The sequence below is a fragment of the Myxococcus vastator genome (assembly GCF_010894475.1).
GTDB classification, from domain to species: Bacteria; Myxococcota; Myxococcia; order Myxococcales; family Myxococcaceae; genus Myxococcus; species Myxococcus vastator.
On the sequence record NZ_JAAIYB010000077.1, the window covers coordinates 1 to 24,110 of the forward strand.

Sequence of the window (24,110 nt, forward strand, 5' to 3'; positions counted from 1 at the left end):
AGTGGCTGGTGGGGGCGGGGGCGCGGCACCTGCTGCTGGTGGGACGGAGCGAGCCCACGGACGCGGCGACCGCTCGGCTCGCGGCGCTGACCGCGCGGGGCGTCAACGTCACCGTCGCGCGCGCCGATGTCTCACGTCAGGAGGACGTGAATCGACTGGTGGCGGGCGTGTCCGAGCGGGGCCAGCCCCTGCGAGGCATCATCCACACGGCGGGCGTGCTGGAGGACGGCGTCATCCTGCACCAGGAGGCGGAGCGCTTCTCGCGCGTGTTCGCGCCCAAGGTGCAGGGCGCGCTGAACCTGCACCGCGCCACGGCCGGGATGCCGCTGGACCTCTTCGTCATGTACTCGTCCGCGGCCTCGCTGGTGGGCGTGGCGGGACAGTCCAACTACGTGGCGGCGAACAGTGTCCTCGATTCACTGGCGCACCACCGCGGCCGACAGGGGCTGCCTGCCCTCAGCATCAACTGGGGACGGTGGGCGGGCGCGGGCATGGCCGCCAGGAGCGCGGACCGGCCGGAGACGTCGGATGCCACCAGCCTCTCCCCCGAAGTGGCGCTGCAGGTCTTCGAACAACTGCTGGAGCAGGGGGCCGTGCAGGTGGGCGTGGTGCCCTTCAGCGTCTCCTCGCTGGAGGCGGGGCCTTCGCCCGGCCATGGCCCGTTGTTCTCCGAGCTGATGCTCCGTGAGCAGGCCCGGTCCGCGGCGGCTTCGCGGATGCACGAGCTGATGGAAGAGCTGAAGCGGGCGGACGCGGAGCGCCGGCGCGCGTTGCTGACGCGCTACGTGCAGAGCCGGCTGGGGCCCTTGCTGGGCTTCGCCCCGGACCACGAGGTCCTCCAGAAGAAGATCTCCCTGAACGAGATGGGGCTCGATTCGCTGCGCGCGGTCGAGCTGAAGAACCGCATTGGCCGCGAGCTGGGCGTGGACCTGCTCATGGCGCGTTTCATCGACGGCACCACGCTCGACGGGATCGTGGATGCGCTGAGCACCCAGCTCGAGCTCAAGGAGCTGCTCGCGCGTGCTCCCGCGGCAGAGGCCGCGGCCGACATCGAGGAGTTGACGGTATGAACCTGGGGGAACTGCTCGCCGAGCTGAATCGGCGGGGCCTGGAAGTCCGGGTGGAAGGCGACGCGCTGCGGCTTCGCGGACCGAAGGGCGCGGCCAGCCCGGAGCTTCGGCAGGCACTGGCGGAGCACAAGCCCGAGCTGCTCGAGCTCCTGCGCGCCCATGACCAGGGCCAGGAGGAGGCGCCCATCGTCCCGGTTCAACGCACCGGGCCCGCGCCGCTCTCCTATGGGCAGACGCGGCTGTGGTTCCTCGACCGCCTGGAGCCCGGGAGCACCGCCTACAACTTGATGCTGGCGCTGCAGGTCGACGGTCACCTCGACGTGGCCATCGTGAAGCGCTGCTTCACCGAGGTCATCCGCCGCCACGAGGTGCTGCGCACGCGTTATGCCGAGCACGCTGGCGTCCCGGTCCAGATTGTCGACCCGGAGCCCCGATTCGACTTCCGCGTGCTCGACGAGCGCGAGGTGCTGGCCTCCGAACCCGCGGGCGTGGAGGCCTTCCTCCAGCGTGAGGGCAAGCGGCCCTTCGACCTGGCCACGGGCCCCGTGATGCGAGTGCTCGTGATTGAGCGGGGCGCCCAGGGGCAGTACCTCCAGCTCTGCCTGCACCACATCGCGGCGGACGTGTGGGCACAGGCCATCCTCGTCCGCGACATCGTGACGTTGTATGGCGCCTTCGCCAGCGGCCAACCCTCACCGTTGCCGCCCCTGACGCTCCAGTACGCCGACTTCGCCGTCTGGCAGCGGGAGTACCTCCAGGGCGAGGTTCGCCAGAAGCTGGTGGACTACTGGCGCAAGAAGCTGGAGGGAGCGCCGCCGCTGCTCGAGCTGCCCACGGACCATCCGCGCCCCAAGGTGCAGTCGGACCGAGGCGGCGAGGTCCGCTTCGAAGTGGGGCCCCCGCTCACCGCCGCCCTGAAGGCGCGGAGCCACGCGGCCCGCACCACGCCCTTCGTGGGGATGCTGAGCGCGTTCTTCGTGCTGCTGCACCGCCTCACGGGGCGCGAGGACCTCGTCCTGGGCGCGAACTCCATCAACCGGACGCGCACGGAGCTGGAGCCGCTGGTGGGCTTCTTCGTGGACAACCTGGTGATGCGGGTGGACCTCGGGGGCGGCCCGGGGTTCGCCACGGTGCTGGAGCGCGTGCGGGAGACGGTGCTCGGGGCCTTCGCGCACCAGGACCTGCCCTTCGACCTGCTCGTGGAGGAGCTGCGGCCCGCGCGCAGCCTGGGCTTCAACCCGCTGTTCCAGGTGGTGTTCGCCTGGGTCCGCGCCGCCGGTGAGGCCCAGGACGAGACGGGCATCCGGATGCGGCCGCTCGAGTTCGAGGCGGAGGCGTCACGCTTCGACCTCAGCCTCTTCGTGGATGACCACGGCGACCGGCTGTCGGCGCGGATGGTGTTCAACCGGGACCTCTTCGAGCAAGGCACCGTCCAGCACTACGTGGATTGCTTCCAGGTGCTGCTCGAAGGGCTCATGGCGGAGCCCGAGCGGCCCGTGGGCGAGCTGCCCGTGCTCCCCGCCGACGTCCGCGAGCGCGTGCTCCGGCAGTGGAACGACACGGGGACGCCGGAGGCGGAGGGCGCGTGCCTCCACGCGCTCATCGAAGCCCAGGCGCTGCGCACGCCGGATGCGGTGGCCGTCGTCGTGGACGACTGGGAGCTGACCTACGGCGAGCTCGACCAGCTCAGCGACCGGGTCGCCGCGGCGCTCCAGGACTTGGACGTGGGGCCGGAGGTGGTGGTCGGCGTCCACCTGGACCGCTCGCCGGAGCTCATCGTGAGCCTGCTGGGGGTGATGAAGGCAGGGGGCGCGTTCCTCGCGCTCGACGCGGACGAGCCCGCGGACCGGCTCCGTCACATCGTCGCGGATGCCCGGCCGCGGGTGGTGATTTCCTCCGCGAAGCTGTCCGAGCGCCTGTGGGGCATGGGGGGCTTCGTCACGCTCCACGTCGACGAAGACTACCGGGACATGCCCGCCGCGCCGGGGCAGCAGCTCCGCCGCGACGTGCTCCCCGACCAGCTCGCCTACATCCTCTACACGTCGGGTTCGACGGGCCGGCCCAAGGGCACGGAGGTGACGCACCGGAGCATCGTCAACTACCTGCGCTGGAGCGTGGACGCCTACCGGCTCCGCGAAGGGACGGGGAGCCCGGTGATTGGCTCCGTCAGCTTCGACGGCACGCTGACGAGCCTCTTCGCGCCGCTGCTCGCGGGCCGCGCGCTGTTCCTCGTGCCGCGAGGACATGAAATCGACCAGCTGACGTCCCGGGACAACCCCGAGCAGGGCTTCAGCTTCATCAAGATGACGCCGTCGCACCTGCGCGCCTTCAACGGCCTGGGGCGCACGCGCGAGGTGCTGGGCCGCACGCAGGCGGTGGTGCTGGGCGGGGAAGGGCTGCACGGCGTGGACCTGGCCGCGTGGCGAGAGCAGGGCCTCCCCACGCGCGTCATCAACGAGTACGGCCCCACCGAGGCCGCGGTGGCGTGCTGCTTCGAGACGCTGCTGCCAGAGGGCGCGCTGCCGCCGGAGCGCGTGCCCATTGGCCGTCCCATTCCGCACATGCGGCTGTACATCCTGGACCGGTATCTCCAGCCGGTGCCCGTCGGCGTCCCCGGCGAGCTGTACATCAGCGGCGTCGGACTGGCCCGAGGCTACCTGCGCCGGCCGGACCTGACGGCGGAGCGCTTCATCCCCAATCCCTTCGACGGGGGCACCGGGGGCTCGCGGCTCTACCGCACGGGGGACCACGCCCGGTACCTCTCCGACGGACGCATCGAATACCTGGGCCGCCAGGACGACCAGCTCAAGATTCGAGGTCACCGCGTCGAGTCGGGAGAGGTGGAGGCCGCGCTGGGCCGCCATCCCGACGTCGTCCAGGCCGCGGTGCTCCTGCAGCGGCTGCCTGGCGGGGCGCCGCGCCTGGTGGCCTACGTGCAGCCCCAGTCGATGGAGAACGAGGACTTGCGGGCCGAGCTGCGCAAGTCCCTGCGCGAGGTGCTGCCCGAATACATGATGCCGGAGGTCATCGCCGTCCTCCCGGAGCTGCCGCTGACGCCCAGCGGGAAGATTGACCGCAAGGCGCTCCCACCCGTGGTGTCCGAGGCCCCGGTGGCCAGCGCGCTGGCCCGCACGGAGGCGCGGACCGAGACGGAGCGGCAGCTCCAGGCGCTGTTCGCCGAGCTGCTGGGGCTGAGCACCGTGGCGCCCACCGACAGCTTCTTCGAGCTGGGAGGCCACTCGCTCCTCGCCGTCACGCTCATCTCGCGCATCTCCGCGAAGCTGGGCATCGAGGTGCCCCTCAACGAGGTGTTCGACCGGCCCACCGTGGAGGCCCTGGCGCACTGGGTTGACGAACACGCCAGCAAGGTCACCGCGCTGATTCGCCAGCTCCCTGCCTGTGTGGTGGCGCTGAAGCCCCTGGGGCACAAGCCGCCGCTGTTCCTCGCCCCGCCGTCCGCTGGCAGCCCGGCCGTCTACGTCACCCTGGCCCGCCACCTGGACGAGGAGCAACCCGTGTTCGGCTTCCAGATGCCTGGCGTCATGGATGACCAACTGCCACCGGAGACCATCGAGGACACCGCCGCGCTGTACGTGGCGGCCCTGCGGCAGGTCCAACCGCGCGGGCCCTACCGCATCGCGGGCTGGTCCTACGGCGGGCTCGTCGTCTGTGAGATGGCGCGGCAGCTCGAGGCGCTCGGGGAGCAGGTGGCGCTGCTCGGCTTGATTGACGGCGCGGCGCTGGACCGGCTGGCCGCGCACGACGGTACCCCGCAAGAGCTTCCCGCGGGCTCCCAGCTCATCAAGGTGCTGGGGGAGGCCCAGATGCCGCGGGACTATGCCAGCCTGAGATTGATAGGCGAATGGATGGGCATCAGCCTGCCCGAGGCCTGGGCAGACCTGCTTCGTCGGGATACAGATGGGCAGTATTCATACCTGTGGCGTTTCTTGCGAGACAGCACGCTGACGGCCCGGAATTTCCTGGCAACACGCCGCTCCGAGCAACTCTATACGTTCTCTTCGTACGGAGGCTCCGCCACACTTTTCAGGACGGGTCCGGTGACCATTGGCGGCGACCCGCTCGTCGACAGTGTGCGCAGGTTCGCGCTTGCGGGGACGGAAGTGATACCGGTGCCAGGCAATCACATGACGCTCATCATGGATGAGCGGAACGTGGTCGTGCTTGCAAATGAAATACAGAAATGTCTGGATAGGGTTTTGACGCTCCCGCCAATCGCAGAAATGTCTCGGGCGGAGATGCCAGCAACGGGGCTGGCTGCGCAGCTCCCCATGGAGGTCATGTGATGCCGCACCGAGTCCTTGCAATGGATGGTACGTCTATTTCCGGTGGTGAGGGGTATGTCACCGCGGGCTTGCTCAAGTCGTTGAAGGAGACGCTGACCAGCCGCGGAGGCGGGCAGAGCCTGCTGAACGACGTGGAGCTGTTCTCCGGCACGTCCGCGGGTTCCTTCAACGCCGCGTTCTTCGCCACCTACGAGAACCCCGACGACGCCTTCCCCAAGATCCTCGACTTCTGGGGTGAGGTCGTCCAGATGAACCGCAAGGCGGTGTCGCTGGGGCGGACCGCCATGGCGCTGACGGGCAACGCCGCGCTGCTCGACTCCAGCTACATGCGCGACTTCTTCTGCAGCTACTTCGGCGCCACGCTGCGCCTGGGGGACCTGAAGCGGAAGGTGGCGCTGCCGTCCTTCCAGCTCGACGGCCACCGCAAGTCGCTGCGGACCTGGAAGGCCAAGGTCTTCCACAACACCGGTCCGGACAACGACACCGACCACAACGAGCTGGTGGTGGACGTGCTGATGCGCAGCGGTTCGCCTCCGCTCTCCTATCCCGTCTACCAGGGCATCCGGGAGCAGGGCAGCGGCTACGTCGACGGCGGCATCTACGCCAACAACCCGTCGCTGGTGGCGCTGGCGCAGATCATCAACAACATCACCCGCAAGAGCCGCGCGGAGAAGGTGGAGACGCTGGAGACAGAGCCGCCCGACCTGACGAACATCCTGATGATGTCGGTGGGCAATGGCTGCATGTCCTCGTACCTCACGCCGCACTTCTGTCAGGGCGTGGCCAACTGGGGCTTCTCCAAGTGGCTGCTGGACTTCCACGACCCCATGGTGCTCGTGAAGATGATGCTGGAGGCCGGCTCGGACGCGGCGGACTACCAGTGCCGCATGATTCTGCGGAAGAAGTACTTCCGGCTGAATCCGGTGGTGGACCAGACGCTCTCCGCGGCGAACCTCAAGCAGGTGGAGTCCACCGTCCAGAGCCTGCTGAGCACCCAGTCCACCGTCTCGCAGCTCAACCGTGCGCAGACGTGGATCGGGAAGTCGGGCTGGGTGTCGGACGCGGCGAAGGCGGCCTAGCCCCAAAGGTGGATTGAGATGGCCAGGATCATTCTTGTCTCCGGTACCGGCGGCTCCGGGAAGACCACGGTGGCGGCCGCGACGGCGCTCGCGGCCTCCCGCCGGGGGCTCCGGACCCTCGTGCTCTCGTTCGACCAGTCCCACGGCCTCAGCGCCGCCATGGGCGTCGAGCGTCCGCTCTTCTCAGGGCCCCGGGGCGTGCCCGTGGGCGTCAACGACCACCTGTCCTTCCACGAGGTGGACGTTGGAGAAGAGCTCCGCCGGGGATGGAACGAGGGCCAGGGTGGACTGGCCGCGCTCGTGGATGGCGGGCTGGAGCGCGTGAATGCGGGGGAGGTGGCGATGACGGCCGAGGCGGCCCACGTCGTCATGCTCCTCCGGCTGGGCGAGTCCCTCCGCGAGCAGCAGCACGACCTCGTCATCGTGGATTGCCCGTCCACCCGCACGGCCCTCCAGTTGCTCAACACCGTGCCGGCGATGAGCTGGTACGCGCGCAAGCAGCAGGCGCCCGCGCAGCCGGGGCGCAGGGCACGCCTGCTGGCGGCGAGCCTCCATGGCGCGGACGCGAGCCTGGAGGTTCGCGACCGGCTGAACGCCGTGGACGCGCTGCTGCACGACCCGGAGGTGACGACCCTCCGGCTGGTGACCACCGCGGACACGGTGTCCGGGCAGGAGGCGCAGCGGGCGTACACGTACTTCAGCCTGCTCGGCCTCGCGGTGGACTGCGTCGTCATCAACCGGCTCGCACCGGAAGCCGCCGACGCCGGCTCCGACCGGGTCAAGACGCAGCAGGCACAACTGGAGAAGCTCCAGGGCGCCTTTTCGTCGCTGCTGATGTTGAGGGTCCCGCACCAGGCCACGGAGGTGGTGGGGGAGAAGCCGCTGGAAGTCTTCGCGGAGCAGCTCTACCAGGGAGAGGACCCCGTCCGTCTCACGGCCCCGCAGCCTGCCCTGGGCATCCGCAAGGACGCAGTGGACGCGTATTCGTTGGAGGTGCGGCTCCCCTTCGTGGCGAAGAGCGAGGTCGAGCTCTTCCGCCGCGGCGCGGAGTTCGTCATCCAGGTCGGGGCCGTCCGGCGCAACGTCGTGTTGCCTCGGATGATTGCACTCCTCCCGACGTCGGGCGCCCGCATGGAGGGTGACCGGCTCATCGTGAGTTTCCAAAAAGAAAGAGGTGTTTGATGTCCACGCAAGATGACCGTTATCCGCAGGGTTCCTTTGGCGCTTCACCGGAGTACGGCGCTCGGTTCGCCGAGCTCACCAACGCCCTGATTCCGGGCGGGCGAGGCCTGGTGCAGCAGCTCTTCCGCGCCAAGCAGGAGGCGCTCAAGGGCGTCGCGCACATCCTCGAAGCGCAGATTCATGAGCTGCAGCACATCGACGCGGCCATCGAGGACCGGGCGAAGCAGGCGCACACGGCTCCGGCGGCGGGCCAGCCGCACCGGTCCGGGGTGTCGTTTGGTGATGTGCTCCAGAAGGCGGGGGACCTGATCCTCGCGAAGCGGCCGAAGGGGGCGCCGACCTCCGAGGCGTGCGCCCGGCCCAGTGACCGCCGTGCGCCTCCGGCGAGCGTCACGAGCGAGGCTGCGACGGGCACCGCGTCCAGCCCCGCGCCGGAACCGCTGGAGAAGATTTCCATCAGCTAGTCGCAGCGAAAGGGGTGGGCAGTGTCTGATGAATCCATTCGAGTGAGGATGTCCAACGAGGAGAATGCTCTCTCGATGGAGTCGATGACGCCCTTGCAACGGGCGGCGTTGGCAATCAAGACCCTCCGGGCGCGCGTGGATGGATTGGAGCGCGCGCGCTCGGAGCCCATCGCGGTCATCGGCATGGGGTGCAGGTTCCCCGGTGGCGCGAACGACCCGCGCGCCTACTGGGAGCTGCTGCGCGGCGGCGTCGATGCCGTGAGCACCGTCCCGCCGGACCGCTGGGACGTGGACGCGTACTACGCGGCGGACCCGGACGCGGGCTGGAAGATGGTGGTCCGTGAGGGTGGGTTCCTCAACCAACCCATCGCTGGCTTTGACAGTGAGTTCTTCGGACTGTCGCCGCGCGAGGCGAACTACGTCGACCCGCAGCAGCGCTTGATGTTGGAGGTGTCGTGGGAGGCCCTGGAGGACGCCGGAATCGCCCCGGGCTCCCTGGTGGGCAGCGACACGGGCGTCTATGTCGGCTTCCTGAGCAGTGACTACGGGCGCGTTCCCTTCAACGCGGTGCAGACGCGGGACCTGCCGTACATGGGGACCGGGAACGAGCTGAGCTTCTCCGCGGGTCGTGTGTCCTACGTGCTGGGCCTCCAGGGCCCCTCCATGGTGGTGGCGACCGCGTGCTCTTCCGCGCTGGTCTCCGCCCACCTGGCCTGCCAGGCGCTGCGGCAGGGGGAGTGCTCCCTGGCGCTCGCGGGCGGAGTGAACGTGATTCTCCGGCCGGACAACAACATCGTCCTGTCGAAGATGCGGGCGCTGGCGCCGGATGGGCGCTCGAAGACGTTCGATGCGTCCGCGAATGGCTACGGACGTGGCGAGGGCTGCGGCGTCCTGGTGCTCAAGCGGCTCTCGGATGCGCAGCGGGACAACGACCGCATCCTCGCTGTCATCCGTGGCTCCGCGGTGAATCATGACGGGCTCAGCGGCGGCCTGACGGTTCCCAACGGGCCCGCGCAGGAGAAGCTGCTGCGCAAGGCGCTGGAGTCGGCGAGCCTGGCCCCAGCGGACGTGAACTACATCGAGGCCCATGGCACGGGGACGCCGCTGGGTGACCCGATTGAGCTGCGGGCGCTGGACGCGGTGCTCCGGCACGGGCGCGGCGCGGACGCGCCGTTGCTCGTCGGCTCCGCGAAGACGAACCTCGGGCACCTGGAGTCCGCCGCCGGCGCCGCGGGGATGATCAAGGTCGTGCTGTCGCTGGGACAGGATGAGATTCCCCCGCACCTGCACTTCCGCACGCCCAACCCGGCCGTGGACTGGCAGCAGCTGCAGATCGCCATCCCCACGCAGGTGACGCCGTGGCCCAAGGGCGACAAGCCCCGCGTGGCCGGAGTCAGCGGCTTCGGGCTCAGCGGCGTCAACGCGCATGTCCTCATCGAGGAAGCTCCGCCCGCGCCCGCGCGAACGTCGGAGGCGACGCCGCGGCCGATGCACGTCCTGACGCTGTCCGCGCGCAACCCCCAGGCGCTGAACGAATTGGCCCAGCGCTATGCGCAGGCGCTCGGCGGCCCGGGGCTCGCGTCACAGTCACTGGAGGACATCTGCTTCACCGCGAACACGGGGCGGGACGCCTTCCGGTACCGGCTCGCGGTGCTGGGGAGCTCACAGGAGGCCATGCAGGCGCAGCTGACGTCCTTCCTGGCTGGGCAGACGTCATCGTCGGTGGTGCGCGGGAAGGCGGACGGGGCGCCCCGGCTGGCCTTCCTGTTCACCGGGCAGGGCGCGCAGTGGCTGGGCATGGGAGAGGAGCTCTTCCGCACCGAGCCCACCTTCCGCGAGGCGCTCCTGCGCTGTGACGCCGTGCTGAAGCCGTTGATGGGCCAGTCGCTCATCGACCTGCTGCATCCTCCCGAGCGCGACGGGCAGGCGCGAGCCCGGCTGGACGAGACGGGCTTCACCCAGCCCGCGTTGTTCGCGCTCGAGTACGCCCTGGCGCAGGTGTGGATGCAGTGGGGCCTTCGCCCGGACTTCGTGATGGGGCACTCCGTGGGTGAGTTCGTGGCGGCCTGCGTGGCCGGCGTCTTCACCCTGGAAGAAGGACTGGCGCTCATCGCCACGCGCGCCCGGCTGATGCAGTCCCTGCCCGCGGGCGGGACGATGGCCGCCGTGTCCGCGGAGGCCGCGGAGGTGGAGGCGCTGCTCTCCCGGTATGACGGGCAGGTGTCCATCGCGGCGCTCAACGGTCCCCGCAACGTGGTGATTTCGGGGCGCGAGGCCGCCGTCAACGACTGCGTGGCCGAGCTGACGCGGAAGGGCAAGCGCGGCACGATGCTGCGCGTCTCGCACGCGTTCCACTCCGCGTTGATGGACCCCATCCTCGACGCGTTCTCAGCGGCCGTGGCGAAGGTGAAGCTCCAGCCTCCGGCCATCCCGCTGATTTCGAACCTGAGCGGGCGCGAGGCGGGGAAGGAAATCCTGACGCCCCGGTACTGGGTGCGGCACCTTCGTGAGCCGGTGATGTTCGCTCGGGGCATGCAGACGCTGGAGCAGGCCGGCGTGAAGGCCTTCCTTGAGGTTGGCCCGAAGCCGACGCTGGTGACCATGGGCCAGTCCTGCGTCACGAAGGAGGACGTGCTCTGGGTGGGCAGCTTGCGGCCGGAGCGCTCGGACTGGCAGCAGCTGCTGGAGGGGCTCGCGGCCCTTCACGTCGCGGGTGTGCCAGTGGACTGGCGGGGCGTGGACCAGGGCCGCGAGCGCCACAAGGTCGCGCTGCCCGTCTATCCCTTTCAGCGGCGCAACCACTGGATGGACCTCAACGGGTCCACCTGGGACATCCCGGGCGTGAGCACCGCGCCGGAGACAGGGGCCTCGCCAGGGCATCCGCTCCTGGGCCATCCGCACGCGTCGCCTTCCCAGGTGCGGCAGTTCGAGTCCTCGGTGGGGGCCGAGAAGCCGGCGTTCCTGAAGGACCATGGCGTCTACGGACAGATTTTGATGCCCGGCGCGGCCTACGTGGAGATGGGGCTCGCCGCGGGAGCCTCGCTCTTCGGTTCGGCGGGCGGGACGGTGGATGAAATCACCTTCTCGCAGGCCCTCTTCCTTCCAGAGGAAGGGGCGCGCCAGGTGCACCTGCTCTACTCGCCGGAGGGCGAGCGCGCCGGCCGCTTCGAAATCCACAGCCAGGAGGAGCGCACGGGAGAGGGCGAGCCCGCGTGGATCCTCCATGCGCACGGAAGGCTCTCCGCGTCGACGGCCGCGCAAGCTGAGCGTGTCGACGTGGAGCGGCTGCGCGCCTCGCTGACTCGCGAGGTGCCGGTGGAGGGCTACTACGCGAAGCTGGGGCAGGCGGGGCTCGCGTATGGCCCCAGCTTCCGAGGTATCCAGGCGCTCTGGCGGGGTGACAACGCGGTGCTGGGGCGCCTGGCCCTGTCAGGCAGCGCGGCGGCGGACGCGGGGCAGTACCAGCTTCAGCCCGCGCTCCTGGACGCGTGCTTCCAGATGGTGGGCGCGGTGCTCGACGAGGAAGGGGATGCCGCCTACCTCCCCGTGGGGGTCGGCAAGGTGCAGGTGCGGCGCGGCGGGCTGGGCGAGGTGTGGGCCCATGCGACGCTGGCGCGGAGCGATGACCCGAAGGGCCCTGGCTACGTGTGCGACCTCCAGTTGCTCACGGCGGATGGGGAGCGCGTGGCCACGGTGGAGAAGCTGCTGCTCCGGCGCATCACCCGGGAAGGACTCCTGGGCGCGAAGAGCAAGCGCTACCAGAGCTGGCTGTACGAGCTGGAGTGGCAGCCCCGTCCGCTGGAGGCTCCCGCGGAGGCGGCGAACGCTGCTGGGACACAGTGCCTCATCCTCGCTGACGCGGCGGGTCTGGGCGCGCGCCTGGCCGAGCGACTGACGAAGCAGGGCTGGCACGTGGTGACAGTGGCTGCTGGAGCCACGGTCGATGGTCGCGATTCGGCGCTCGCGCTCCTGGGCCCGTTGCGCCCGGAGGCGCTGCAAGGGCCGCTGCATGTGGTGGACCTGTGGAGCCTCGACGGTGGTGGAGACGACGTCCCCGCACGGGCCCTTGGACACGGCGCGCGTGTGCTCGCGCTCGCCCAGGCGCTCGTCGAGGCCAAGGGACAGCGCACCTCGCTCTGGCTGGTGACCCGCAGTGCCCAGGCGACCTCGGAGAAGGAGCGCATCACCCACCTGGAGAGTTCGGTCCTCTGGGGCCTGGGAAAATCCATCACCCGCGAGCATCCGGACCTCCATTGCCGACGCGTGGACCTGGACGCCAGCGCGCCCGAACACGAAGTCGCCCAGCTTCAGGCCGAGCTGCTCGGTGCGAGCGCCGAGGACGAACTCGCGTTTCGCGGAGCGACGCGCCGGGTGCCTCGGCTGGTGCGCAGTCGGAGGCTCCGTGGGGCGAGCGGCGAAGCCGCGCTGAAGCCGGACGCGAGCTATCTCGTCACGGGTGGCCTTGGCGGACTGGGGCTTATCGTCGCGGAGCGGCTGGCGGAGCGCGGCGCCCGTCACCTGGTCCTGATGGGCCGGCGTGAGCCGGGGCCCGAGGCGCGCACTCGACTGGCGGCGCTGGAGCAGCGCGGCGTCACCATCCACTGCGTGCAGGGCGACGTGGCCGTGGCCGCCGACGTGGAGCGCGTCCTCGCCGGGCTCTCCGGGAGCGTGCCGCCCCTGCGTGGTGTCATCCACTCCGCGGGAGTCATCGATGATGGCCTCTTCGTGCAGATGACGCCGGAGCGGCTGGCCAAGGCCTTCGCGCCCAAGGTCTCCGGTGGCTGGAACCTCCACCGCGCGTTGCAAGGCACGGCGTTGGATTTTTTCGTCGTGTTCTCCTCGGCGGCGTCGCTCATCGGCTCGGCGGGACAGGCCAACTACGTGGCCGCGAATGCGTTCCTGGATGCGCTGGCCCGCTCCCGCCATGCCGACGGGCTGCCCGCCCTGAGCCTCAACTGGGGCGCGTGGGCCGAGGTGGGCGCGGCCGCGGAGGAGCAGATTCGTCGCCGCATGGAGCAGCTGGGCTTCGGCGTGATTCCTCCGGAAGACGGGCTCCAGGTGTTCGAGCAGTCCCTGGGGCTGAGCGGTCAGCTCGGTGTCCTCCCCGTGGACTGGGCGGTGCTCGGGCGGCGCGGACGCTCGCCGCTGTTCGAGGCCTTCATCGAGAAGGCCAGCCCCGCGGCGAGCGAGGGGATTCGTCAGCGACTGGAGCGGCTCGAGCTCAAGGAGCGGCGCGGCGCCTTGCGTGCGCACGTGGGCGAGCTGGTCAACGGCGTGCTGGGGCGCCCCACGACGGAGTCGCTGGACCCCAACCAGGGCTTCTTCGAGTTCGGCATGGACTCGCTGATGTCCGTGGAGCTGCGCAACGTCCTGCAGCGGAGCCTGGGCACCTCGCTGCCCGCGACGGTGGCCTTCGACAACCCCACCGTGAACGGGCTGGTGGACTACCTGGCGGCCGAAGTCCTTGGCCTGAAGGAAGAAGCAGCCGCGCCCGTGGAGGAGGCCCCCGAGGACGCGGAGCTGGAGGCGCTCCTGGCGGACGTCGACAGCCTGGACGATGACGCCGTCCAGGCCATGCTGCGTCGGGGCCGCTGAGCGGCTACGGCTGCCGGGGCCTCGCGTCGTAGACGAGGTCGGCGATGGCGGAGATCGTCTGAAGGTTTTCGACCTTCAGCGACTCCGAGGGAATGGAGATGCCGTACTTCTTCTGGACGAAGCCCATCATCCGGGCGGTCTCCAGCGAGTTCAGCACGCCGAGCTCCAGCAGGGGCGTGGAGGAGTCGAGGTCCTCCGCGTCCCCGTCCAGGAGCTCCTCCGCGACATAGCGGGTCAGGTCATCGAGCAGGTCGTCTCTGTTCATGGCGCTGGGGTTGCTCCAACTGCGAGTTCGGCATGGACGGCCTGAACCACCTGGGCCGTCAGCTCGTTGAGAAAGAAGTGGCCGCCTGGAAACATCTTCATCGAGAACGCTTGCTGGGTTTGCAGTCGCCACGCGTCGAGCGCGGCTTCCGAGACGCGAGGATCGCGCGTGCCCCCGAAGGCACACAGCCGCACCGGAAGCGGAGGCTCCTCCTGGTAGGTGTAGCGCTCTGAGATCTTCAAGTCCGCGCGCAGGATGGGGAGGATGAGGTCCAGAATCTCCGGCTGCGCCAGGACCTGCCGCGGAATGCCGTCGTAGCGCGCGGACAGCTCGCGGATGAAGTCGTCTCGTCGCAGGCCGCTCAGTGGGGGAAGTCCGCTGCGCTGGGAGGGCGCCTCGGAGCCGGAGACGAGCAGCGTGCCAGGCAGCGGCAGTCCCCGGCGGCGGAGCTCGCGCGTCAGCTCGAAGGCGATGAGCGCGCCCAGGCTGTGGCCGAAGAAGGCGAAGGGGCTGTCGAAGAGCGGCGACAGCTCCCTTACGAGCGCGTCCAGCAACTGCGGGAGCTCTTCCACGGAGGGCTCATGCAGGCGGCTCTCCCGGCCGGGCGGCTGCACGGCGCACACCTCGAGGTCCGCCTCCGGGAGCAGGTCCGGCCAACGGAAGTAGGGGAGGCTGCCCGCGCCCGCGTAGGGGAAGCAGAACAGCCGGAGGCGAGGCGACGCCTGGGGTTTGCGGCGGACGAGCCAGGGAGACTCGGCCACCGCGATGCTGGATTCAGGATTCATTGACGATGGAGGGGGTGACGGCCAGAGGACCTATTTCCCGCAGCCGGCGCGGACTCCGCGGGCCGTCGCCGCGAGCGTCTCGATTCCCAGCGCGAGCCAGTCCGCGCCGTCGCGTGAGAACCGCTCGGCCAGCTCGGCGTCCACCACGGGGCCCCGTCGTGAGCCTGGACGAAGCTGCTGGAGGAAGTTCTCCCGGGCGGTGACGGAGTTCCGCGCGGTGCGCTCCGCGAGCTTGCGCCCGCTGGCGAACACCTCCGACAGGTTGGGGTCGCGCAGGTTGGACGGAGAGCCCTCGGTCGACTCGCGGCAGCGCCGCGCGAAGTCCGCCGCCGTGTGCTGGGAGGGCGAGGCCCGCAGCACGCGCTCCAGCACGGAGGCCTCCGGCCCGGGCGCGTCGAAGTTCGCCGTGTCCCCCTCCGCCTCGCAGGCACCCATGACCTCCAGGGCCACTTCGGGCGCCAGCGCCTGAGGACAGCCCCCGAGCTGTCGCAGCTCCCGCCGGCAGGCCTCCACGTCCACGGGGGGAAGCGGCAGGGCGGCGATGAGGGAGAACAGCGAGTGCAGCACGGGCAGCTTCACCGTCTCCGAGCCCGGCAGCGCCTTCAGGACGCGCTGCACGGAGTCCCAGGGCCTGGGGCTCCCGGGCGGGTAGAGCTTGAGGGAGCCCTGCTGGAGGAAGCTCAGCCAGCCCTCCGCGAAGGACTGGGCGCGCTTGCGGCTCTCCGGCGAGGCGATGCGAGAGGCCTCGTCATACACCGCGAGGAAGTACTCGAGGCAGATGGCCTTGCGCATCTGGATGATGCGTTCCCCCGCGGTGGTGGCCAGCGTCGCGGGCGGCGTCGAGGACAACCCCAGCAGCTCGAGCTCCTCCGCGCTCAACCACAGGCGCCCCCGGCCGAGGTCCGCCTGGAGGTCCACCCCGTCGTCGAACATCTGCAGTCCCACGGCGGAGAGCTTCGCGATGCGCCGCACCGTGGCTTCGTCCACGTCCGCGAGCTGGAGGCGCTGCGCCATGTAGGCGCCCGGCACGGCCTTCAAATACCAGAGGGAGAACAGCTCGCGCGCGGTGAGCGGACGGCCCTGCGCCAGCGCGTCCCGCTCCGCGGCGAAGGCGCGAAGCTGCTCCACGAGCCTCCGCTGGCCGTCCATGAGCGGGGGCGCGGCGGCCATGAACGCCCGCAGCGCCACGATGGCGTCCAGGTCCTCGGTGAGGACGGAGGCGTCGTCGAGGACGGCGTACCCGCTCGTGCGGACGGCCTCCTCGATGCGCCGGACGCCGAACCCGTAGTACGTCCAGAGGCGGGCCTCGGACTCCGTGGCGGCAATCTGTGGCAGGTAGCCCAGCACATCGGCTTCGAGCAGCCAGCGCCGCATCGCGGCGAGCGAGATGTCGCTCAGTGGGTTGCCCTGCAGGTCGACAGCGCTTTTCATGTCACGGCTCCTCGGGAGATTCCGGAGGGTGACAGGATAGTGAGAGGGGCTGTGGGCTCCAGAATGCCTTACATCGGTTCCGCGAGGCACACTGCGCAGGTTGGAAAGCGGGCCGCTGGGACGACCTCCAGCGGCCCGAGGGCTTCAGTAGGGGAAGCAGTAGATGCGGACACAGGTGCCGGCCACGGCCGTCGTGGCGGCGGGAACCGTGGTCTTCTCCATGACGTTCATCAGCTTCACAAGCTTCTGCTTGGCCTGCTTGGACGACCGGGGGGCCTTCGCCTTCGTCTTCGTCATGACACTCCTCCATCGCTGGATGTGGACTGCGGGCCAAGCCTGGGCGCTGACGGCGGATGCGTCAAGCGCTGAGAGTGATTGCGTGAAACGCGTGTAGTTTTTTCAGGAGGTCACGCATTCCCTCACGCGTCGCGGCAATGATTTCCGAGTCATGTCTCGCGGTGCGTCGTGTCCGAAACGGCCGCAGCAACGCCTCGACGCCTACAGCCGCGCCAGAGTTCAGCTTTCGGAAGAATATTTCAACGGCGCGTCCACCATCCACGCCGCGCAAGGCATGTCCATTGGCGGAACAAATCCACCGGGTGGCGCCGTCACGTTCGAAGAGGACGGGGAAGCTCGGGTCCACCCGCACGAGGTGTGAGTCACACAACGGCTTTTCACGGGTGGGAGGCGGCACGGGCTCGAAGCCTCCCGAGGTCAACCGCTTGAGCCAGGTGGCCTGGAGGTGTCGCCGCGCCTCCTTCGGGTGGCTGACCTCGCGAAACGCGCTCACGGCTTCGGTGAGCGCCTGGGGCAGCTTCGTGGCCAGGACACCGCTCTTCGTGAGGGCACCGCGAGCCAGGGGCGACGCAGACACCCGCGCGAGCCGCGTCTGCTTCCACTCCTGGTCAGCGAGCGACGTCTCGTCGAGCATCCCGCGCAGCAGGTCGTCCACGGAATAGATGGCGTGGTGTTCGGTGATGGGGATGCCGACATTCACGCTGCTGGCCACGCCTGTGCCGGCGCTCTCGCCCACGTGGTAGTACGTGGAGGGCCAGTAGAGGATGTCGCCGGGCTCGACCTCCGCGACGAAGGACGACGCCAGGTAGGGCTGGTAGTCCAGGATGGTGGAGACGTCCTCGCGCCACGGCCGCTTGCGCCAGAAGCGCATCCGCTTGCGTCCACGCAACGCGAACAGGAACGTGGTGAAGCGGTCCAGGTGGACCCCCACGGGGCTGTGTTCGTACGTCCCATGGAACAGCGTGGTGATGCCGCCCGTCACGGGCAGGCCCACGCGCTGCCACAGGCCGGAGAAGAAGGCGCGCTGCCGTGACCAGAGCGGGAAGCCGGAGGCGTGCAGGGTGGCGATGATGAGGGCGTAGCGGCGCTCGCCCAGCTGCGAGGCGATGCGGGCGTCATACCCGTCCAGGGAGCCATCGGACGCTCGGGGCAGCCACTCCCGGGAGCGGAGCTGCCGCAGCCGGTCCACCGTGAAGGTGACGTCTGGCCGTGAGGTCGGCGCGTAGCTGCGGGACAGGTAGCGCTGGGTGGCGCCGGCCGACGCCTCGAAGACGTCGTCGACGGTGAAGGGCGAGGCCCGCGTTCCCTTGAAGAGCACGGGGCGCTGGTTCCAGTAGCGCCTGACGAAGGTGTCCCAGTCGAAGCGGGTGGCGATTTCCAAGGCGGGCATGCGTCAGACCTCCGCTCCGGTGATGACGTGAATGCCGCGCAGCCGGACGAGCGCCGCCAGCGTGGCGCGAAGGGCCTCACGCTGCGGACCGGGGCGAGCCAGGTTGCACAGCTCACCGACGCGAGGCGGCGCTTCGGAGGACAGGGCGTCGAGGAGCCGCTGTCCCCCGGCCTCGTTGGGGCCGGGAAAGGCATGTCCGTTGACGGCCCAGATCCACAGCCCCGACGGGTCCTTCATCCGGATGATGTCCGTGGCAGGCGTCGTCCTCCGCACCCGGTCTGTGTCTGAGAGGTTCGGAGCCGGGGCCGGCGGCGGAACGGGCTCGAGCGCGCAGGCGCTGACCCTCCGGGCCCAGATGAGACGGAGGAACTGCTGGACGTCTTCTTCCCGAGTCAGCGCGTGGAGGGTGTCCGCGGTCTGCTCGACGGACGGAATGGTGGCCTGTGCGCCCTTGCGTGGCCGGCGCCAGGGATAGGGATGGTAGGGCACGCGCTCGTCGTGGGGGTGCTGCGCTTCGAGGAGCCCTACGAGCACGTCCTTGACCGCGTCCGTGGGCCGGCTCCCCTTGACGGGAATCCACACCCGGACGGCCATGCAGTCACCCTGGGCTTCCTCGAGCTGCCAGTAGCGAGAGGGGACGTAGAGGACCTCCCCCGGACCGGCCTCCAGCGTGGTGGCCTTGTCCAGGTGGCGGTCGAAGTCCTCTGTCTCGTTGGGGGGCGTGCCCCAGAGCTTCTTCCAGAGCCGGACGCGCAGCCGACCCTGGAGGACCAGCGTCACCAGCGAATGGTGGGGCCGCTTCGCGATGCCCTGCGGGCCTCGTGTGAAGCGGCCCAGCAGCAGGTCGGTGGCCATGGGTAGCACCGGGACGCCCACGCGCTCCAGGAGCCCCCGGAGGAAGTCGCGCAAGGCGCTCCAGAGGGCGAAGTCGAACATGAACGGCTGTTCGATGTGGAGCTGGAAGGACGCGCCGTCCAGGTGCGTGGAGGCGCGGCGGGAGAAGGCGGCCAGGGTCGCGTCGTCTTCACCGGGGAGGAGCGTCCCCGGGGCCGCGAGCCTGGCGGCCTCCACGAAGAAGCGCGCGTCGGGGAGGGCGCGGAAGCGTGTCCCGTGGCGGAAGGGGGCACAGGCGGAGATCGCGGCCTGGAAGACCTGCTCGGCGGGGAGGATGGGGGCAGGCAGTGCCAGCCGCGCGGGAGTCTTCTCCCAGTGTTGCTTCACGAAGGGCTGCCAATCGAAGGCGCGGTGCATGGCAGCTCCCGTCAGGACGGTTGGAAGGCGCGGCGGAGCTTCCGCGCGTAGGCGGACAGCGACGGCAGGTTCAGTTCCTTCCTGCGCGAGTCGACCGAGGCCTCTTTTTCAATGGGGTAGGGGACGAGCTCGCCCTTCACCTTGCGGAACTTCGTTCCATACAACTGCTTCTTTCCCTCGCGCATGCGCACCACGTCCGTGAGGTAGGCCACCTGCTGGAGGGGAACGTCGCCGCGCGCCGCCGCGTCCCGCAGCAACTTCAGGCAGCGCTTCTGAAAGGCCAGCGAGCACTCGGCATGTTGAATCAGCCGCCAGGCGGCTGCGGCCCCGCTTCGGCCCACGAGGCGATGTCCGGGCCAGCCGTGGGCCTTGATCGTCTCGCGCAGCCATTCAATGCCCGCGTCGGTGAGGGCCTGGAGCTTGCGTTCGAGGTCGCGGTCCTTGAACTCCGTTGCCACCCACGCCGAACGCAAGGTGCTGTCGATGCGGTCCAGCCGCAGCAACTGCCCGCGGAGGTCGCGATTGACGGTGGGTCGGGGAGCGACGCCCGGAGTCCGAGCTGCGCGTGGGACCTTCCGGGACGGCCGTCCTTGCCGCTGCTTCGTTGTCCCCGTGCGAGTCGACGTCATGGCGACACCTGCGCCGCTGCGGCGTGAATCCTGCAGTCGTTCAACGAGGCTCATGGCCGCCTACATTAGCAGCCGGTCGCGGTGGAACGGTCGTCACCAGAGGGGAGACACGATGAACGTGGAAGACAAAGTCTCAGCAACCTATTCACACCCGAGTCTCACAGTGTGGAGGCGGCGGGAATCGAACCCGCTCCGGACGGTGCGCAACTCCCAGCAGAATCGCGCCCTTACCTCGTGACCGTCCGGAACGCCTCAACTTCGATGTCCCGCCGCGTCCCCTGGTGTCCCGTCCCGGTCCGGTCCGCAGTGTCGTGCGATATACGTGCAACATGGCGGGGATCGGTCGAGGGGGGCCGAGCAGCGGATGACCCGGCCCCTCTTTCGCACTACGGTTGAGCCTGGAGCGGCTTCAGCAGTCCCGCTCGGTCCAGCAGCTCTCGCACCCGCTCAGCCAGCGCCACATGTTCCGGATTGCTGGCCGTGAAGCGCTCGGGAGTGAGGATGATGATGGTTCCCTTGTCCTCTACCTGCTCGATGCGCACCGGGGCAGGAAGGGGAGGCACCGGCCCTCGATGCCGCGCGAGGTAGGTCACCCATCCAACATAAGGGGATTTTGCAGCGCGCCTAGGCTCAGCGATGTTCCGGTGGGCGTGCGACATCGCCACTCCCCAGTCAGGCTCCCACGCTACAGCCGTTGCTCGCAGCAACTTGGAGAGAACAGGTCCAGTGAGCACCCGAGATGCAACAGCGCCCTGAATGGGCAAGTCGAATAGCCAGTAGTTATTGACGCGCGCAGAACATCCCCCGCACGTAGCATCGAAACTACTTGCATCTCGGTCATCGGGAACACCGTTCCAGCCTCGGAGGCGATATCCAAGTTCTTCAACCACACAATCTTTGCCGCGGTTGACCCACCTCTCCATTTGCGCCGCACTCGTCTCAATTGGTTTTTTCAGAGCGGACTTGCGTGACTTGCCTTGCTGAAACCATCGATCAAAGGAAGGATCAACATCAGGCAGATGTGACAACAGCGCCTCAGCACGCACAGCACATTCGCTCGCTGATTCTTTCCGCGCGCCCCAGTAGGTTCCTAGATAGTAAGCTTCGTCCATGGTCTGATTTTCCTCATGGCAGCGGAGGCGTGAAGACAACTTCGATTTCGTCTAGGTTTCGGCTTCCCAGCAGCTTTCGGATGGCATCGGCAGCCTCTCGCTCCGCGATGTGCCACCGAATAGGCACACCCGAAGGAGCCTTTTCGAGCTGCCGTTGCGCTTGCTGGATAAGTGCCTCTGCCCCTGAGTTCTTGAACCAGCGTTTCGGGTCGAGGCCATCAAAGAACTGCGCATAGCCCGGTCCCTTCGCCTCCAGCAGTATGCCCTTCTCGAACCCATCGAATTTTACGCCTCCGTCCTTCGTACTCGTGCCACCTACCCAGTATGCCTCGTCTGTGGAGTGACCCGTGATTTGTTCCTGGTAGCGCCGCGCTCGGGGCTTCATGGACTCCTTTGCCGGACCCCACTGTCCTGGCCCCTTGGATGGCCCCGTCTGCCTCTCCGCTGTGCCAACCCGCTGAAGGATGATGGCGGCTCCTGGGCCACCTCCAAGTACCGACGCCGCGCGTCCTACGGGCACCGCCACGCGCTCGATGGTCAGTGCCCCCTGTGCCGACAAGGCCACCCTCGGCACCATGGCTTCTGCCCCCGCCAGTGCCCCTGTTACCGTGCGTGTGGTGGCGGCGGCGGTGCCTGTCGTGAGAACGAGGTTCGTGGCCAGTTCGGCCACGGCCTGAATCTGCTCGCCCCGCGTCATGTAACGGAAGCGCTCGAAGTATTCCGGTGACGACGCGATGAGCGTCGCCACACCAGCGGGCAGATTCTTGAGGGCCGCGATGCTGTCCAGCGGATAGGTGAGGAAGTGGCCCACGGAGAGCGCCAGCTTCACGAATGCCGCTTCGGCCCCGTCCAGGGTGCGCCCCACATAATCCGCGTCGTCGTGGACGTCCGCCAACGGTCGCCCATCCACCTCTCGCAAAGCGTCGTCCAGCAACCGGTAGACGCCCGTGCGTCCATCGTAGAATCGGCCCAGCTCGAAGCCGTGGGCGCGGAAGCCACCGTCCCGCCACTCGACGGGAGCCACGCGCTGCTGTGTCTTCCCGCTGCGCACCCACGCGAGGCAGCCGTCAGGCCGCAGCACCGCCACGCTGGAGAAACGCTCAACCTGGCGGAGCAGTTCGGCGCGCGATAGCTCGCCCACTTCCAGCGCCTTGCGCAGCAGGTGGCCCACCGCGAGGCGTGAGGGGAACTGCGCCAGCGTCACCGGCTTCCCCAACAGCGCTTCCAACAGCCGCGCCGCCTGAGCTGGGGTCAGCGAACCTCCTGCAATCGGGCGCGCGTCCCGTTCCTCAATCCCCGCGCGCGAGAGCAGCGCGTCCCAGGCATCCGCCCTCGCGGGGCCACTCGGGACGGAACCGCCCACCGCTGGCGCCACGGTGCCCGCTCTCGCTCCCGTCGCGTCATCTCTGAGGACTCGGCGGCGATTGAGCCGCGCCGATTCGTCGGGCCCTGCCACGCCGAGCGGCGATGACGGCGCAGGGAGAGCTTCCACAAGCGACGCACTGCTACGAGGCGCGTTGCTCATGGGGCGAGCTTGGGTCGTGGCGGGGACCAGTGAGGCGTATCCCGTGGCCAGCACCGCCACCACCAACAGCAAGGGGTTAGCGCGCATTGTCCACCCCCAGGCCCACCGACGCGAAGGCCCCCGGTCGCAGCGTCCCTTCCGCCGTGGGGAAGAGCAGCGTGCCACCCGTGCCCATCGCGTAGAGCTTCCCGTCCAGGAATCGCCAGCGAACTTCCGCCGCTCCAAGGTAGCGCGCTCCGGGTTGTCCCAGGCCCACGCGCAGGCCCTTCAACGCCACTTCCAAGCTGCGCTCGAAGAGCTGCACCGCCACGCGCCCGTCGACGTCGAAGCGCCCCCAGGAGAACGCCTCCGCGCCCAGCGACAGCTTCAGGTGCTTGTAGAGGCCCCCGTAGCTGACGGCGTCCCAGCCCACCACCGCCTCGCCATAGGCCGAGTAGCCATCGGGAAACGAAGCATCCGCGAGCGGCACGTCATCCGGACCCGCGGCTTTGAAGCGCGCCAGCTCGTAGTCGGGACCGAAGAACCCTTGTCGGAAACCGCCTTGTTGACTCCGCACCTCCAGCCGCAGGGTCATGTCCAGTGTCGGAGTCACCGCGTCCGCGCCCACGCCGACGACCGCCCCCCACGCGACATCCTCTCCAGGGCGACCGCCCCATCCCGCAATCACGAGGGCTTCAAACCCTGGCCGCACCAGGACGACCGCCGTTGCGTCCAGGTGCGCCAACGTCACCGAGGGCGCGCGTCCACCCGCTCGTCCCCAGTCATGCACGGCTGACAGCGCCAGGGTGTAGCGCCCCTGCTGCCTGGGCTTGCCGAAGAGGATGTGCTCCATGTCCAGGGAGAACTCCGCGCCCATCAGCCGCGCGCCCAGCACGTCCGAGACGAACGCTTCCGTATAGAGGGGCCCCACTGTGCAAGTGAGGAAGCCTCCTGCCGGGCGGTAGTCCGGATTCGCGCGGTTGGAGTAGCGGCGGACCAAATGCCCGGTGAGGAGGCTGTAGCTGTCCAGGCCACCGAACCACACCCCCAGCGGCGCGTTATTCGAGCCGAACTTGAGGCCACGGACGAGTTGCCCCCAGTCCGAGAGCGTGTCCCAGTCCTCGCGACGCACGAGGGCCCCGCCATCGTTCCCGCCCCACATGCGGAAGCGCACGGGAGCGCCCACGTTGACGCCGAACTCGGGGCCCCCATCGAGGATGAAGGTGGGCTCCACCTGCATGAAGCCCTCGTCTTCCCCCACGCCAGCACGATGCAGGAACGCCAGCGTCGTGGCCTCCATGCGCGTCAGGTAGTGCCACTTGCGCGCTGGAGGTGTCGGTGGGGTGGATGATGCCACTTCCTCGGGAGCGGGGGGCTCCGAGGCCCATCCCGTCATCGGCAGCAGAAACACCAGCAACAGCGCGGCCAGACATATTCGCTTCCTGTGCATACACGCCTCCTGTGCGTGCCCCGGAATGAGGCACGAGAAACACACGTCTCCCGGTCGGCTTCTCGGTTGGCGCCGTGCCGGCAGTGAATCTGCAGTGGTGAGAGTGATTGAGGGCCGCCGTTAAGCCATCCGAAGTAAGTCATTGTGGGGTAGAGTGGCATCGCCGGGCGGCACGAAGGGCCCCAAGGAAACGGTGATGGCTTTCGCAGCGGGAGGTATTCGGTTGAGCATCCGGCAGCGCCGCGCGCTGCAGCGACTGGTCCACGAGGGGGCAGGAGGTGGGGCGGGCTGCGCGCCACCAT

At 68.9% G+C, this 24,110-nt stretch carries 16 protein-coding genes; 6 read left to right on the top strand and 10 right to left on the bottom strand.

What is annotated here, in order from left to right:
* The 6 genes from G4D87_RS10525 to G4D87_RS10550 all read left to right on the top strand — a co-directional run.
* Positions 1-1,070 (top strand): beta-ketoacyl reductase (locus G4D87_RS10525; protein WP_163781498.1); only part of this gene is annotated, 1,070 nt, incomplete at its 5' end.
* Positions 1,067-5,374: a non-ribosomal peptide synthetase gene (locus G4D87_RS10530; protein ID WP_163781500.1), complete on the top strand. Its 4,308-nt coding sequence runs from the start codon at positions 1,067-1,069 to the stop codon at positions 5,372-5,374. The genes G4D87_RS10525 and G4D87_RS10530, both read left to right, overlap by 4 nt.
* Positions 5,374-6,453: a patatin-like phospholipase family protein gene (locus G4D87_RS10535; RefSeq protein WP_163781502.1), complete on the top strand. Its 1,080-nt coding sequence runs from the start codon at positions 5,374-5,376 to the stop codon at positions 6,451-6,453. The genes G4D87_RS10530 and G4D87_RS10535 overlap by 1 nt, the downstream gene beginning before the upstream one ends.
* Before the next feature lie 18 nt (positions 6,454-6,471).
* Positions 6,472-7,635, top strand: coding sequence for an ArsA family ATPase (locus G4D87_RS10540; RefSeq protein ID WP_163781504.1), 1,164 nt, complete (start codon positions 6,472-6,474; stop codon positions 7,633-7,635).
* The gene (locus tag G4D87_RS10545) at positions 7,635-8,099 is read left to right on the top strand and encodes a hypothetical protein (RefSeq protein ID WP_240358171.1); all 465 of its coding nucleotides are present in this window, start codon (positions 7,635-7,637) and stop codon (positions 8,097-8,099) included. Before G4D87_RS10540 ends, G4D87_RS10545 begins: the two co-directional genes overlap by 1 nt.
* Positions 8,100-8,174: 75 nt before the next feature.
* Positions 8,175-13,694, top strand: coding sequence for a type I polyketide synthase (locus G4D87_RS10550; RefSeq protein WP_163781508.1), 5,520 nt, complete (start codon positions 8,175-8,177; stop codon positions 13,692-13,694).
* A 4-nt stretch (positions 13,695-13,698) separates the two neighbouring features.
* Here G4D87_RS10550 and G4D87_RS10555 read toward each other — a convergent pair whose 3' ends face one another.
* The 10 genes from G4D87_RS10555 to G4D87_RS10595 form a co-directional block, all read right to left on the bottom strand.
* Positions 13,699-13,959, bottom strand: coding sequence for an acyl carrier protein (locus G4D87_RS10555; protein WP_163781510.1), 261 nt, complete (start codon positions 13,957-13,959; stop codon positions 13,699-13,701).
* Positions 13,956-14,744: a thioesterase II family protein gene (locus G4D87_RS10560; RefSeq protein WP_163781512.1), complete on the bottom strand. Its 789-nt coding sequence runs from the start codon at positions 14,742-14,744 to the stop codon at positions 13,956-13,958. Before G4D87_RS10560 ends, G4D87_RS10555 begins: the two co-directional genes overlap by 4 nt.
* 30 nt (positions 14,745-14,774) lie before the next feature.
* Entirely contained in the window at positions 14,775-16,175 is a 1,401-nt protein-coding gene (locus tag G4D87_RS10565; RefSeq protein WP_240358172.1) for a hypothetical protein, read from the bottom strand.
* A gap of 144 nt (positions 16,176-16,319) precedes the next feature.
* Entirely contained in the window at positions 16,320-16,472 is a 153-nt protein-coding gene (locus G4D87_RS38850) for a hypothetical protein (protein WP_176409212.1), read from the bottom strand.
* Positions 16,473-16,533: 61 nt separating this feature from the next.
* Positions 16,534-17,862 (bottom strand): JmjC domain-containing protein, encoded by a 1,329-nt coding sequence (locus G4D87_RS10570; RefSeq protein WP_163781517.1) that lies wholly within the window; start codon positions 17,860-17,862, stop codon positions 16,534-16,536.
* Between the two features lie 3 nt (positions 17,863-17,865).
* A complete protein-coding gene (locus tag G4D87_RS10575; protein WP_240358173.1) occupies positions 17,866-19,113 on the bottom strand; it encodes a hypothetical protein in 1,248 nt (415 codons plus the stop codon).
* 11 nt (positions 19,114-19,124) lie between these two features.
* Complete coding sequence (locus G4D87_RS10580; RefSeq protein ID WP_240358174.1) at positions 19,125-19,742, bottom strand: DUF6624 domain-containing protein; 618 nt, start codon at positions 19,740-19,742, stop codon at positions 19,125-19,127.
* A gap of 386 nt (positions 19,743-20,128) precedes the next feature.
* The gene (locus tag G4D87_RS10585; RefSeq protein ID WP_163781521.1) at positions 20,129-20,854 is read right to left on the bottom strand and encodes an immunity 52 family protein; all 726 of its coding nucleotides are present in this window, start codon (positions 20,852-20,854) and stop codon (positions 20,129-20,131) included.
* Between the two features lie 13 nt (positions 20,855-20,867).
* Entirely contained in the window at positions 20,868-22,082 is a 1,215-nt protein-coding gene (locus G4D87_RS39960; RefSeq protein WP_275902273.1) for a Tox-REase-5 domain-containing protein, read from the bottom strand.
* 373 nt (positions 22,083-22,455) lie between these two features.
* Positions 22,456-23,808, bottom strand: coding sequence for a hypothetical protein (locus G4D87_RS10595; protein WP_163781526.1), 1,353 nt, complete (start codon positions 23,806-23,808; stop codon positions 22,456-22,458).
* Positions 23,809-24,110: the final 302 nt, after the last annotated feature.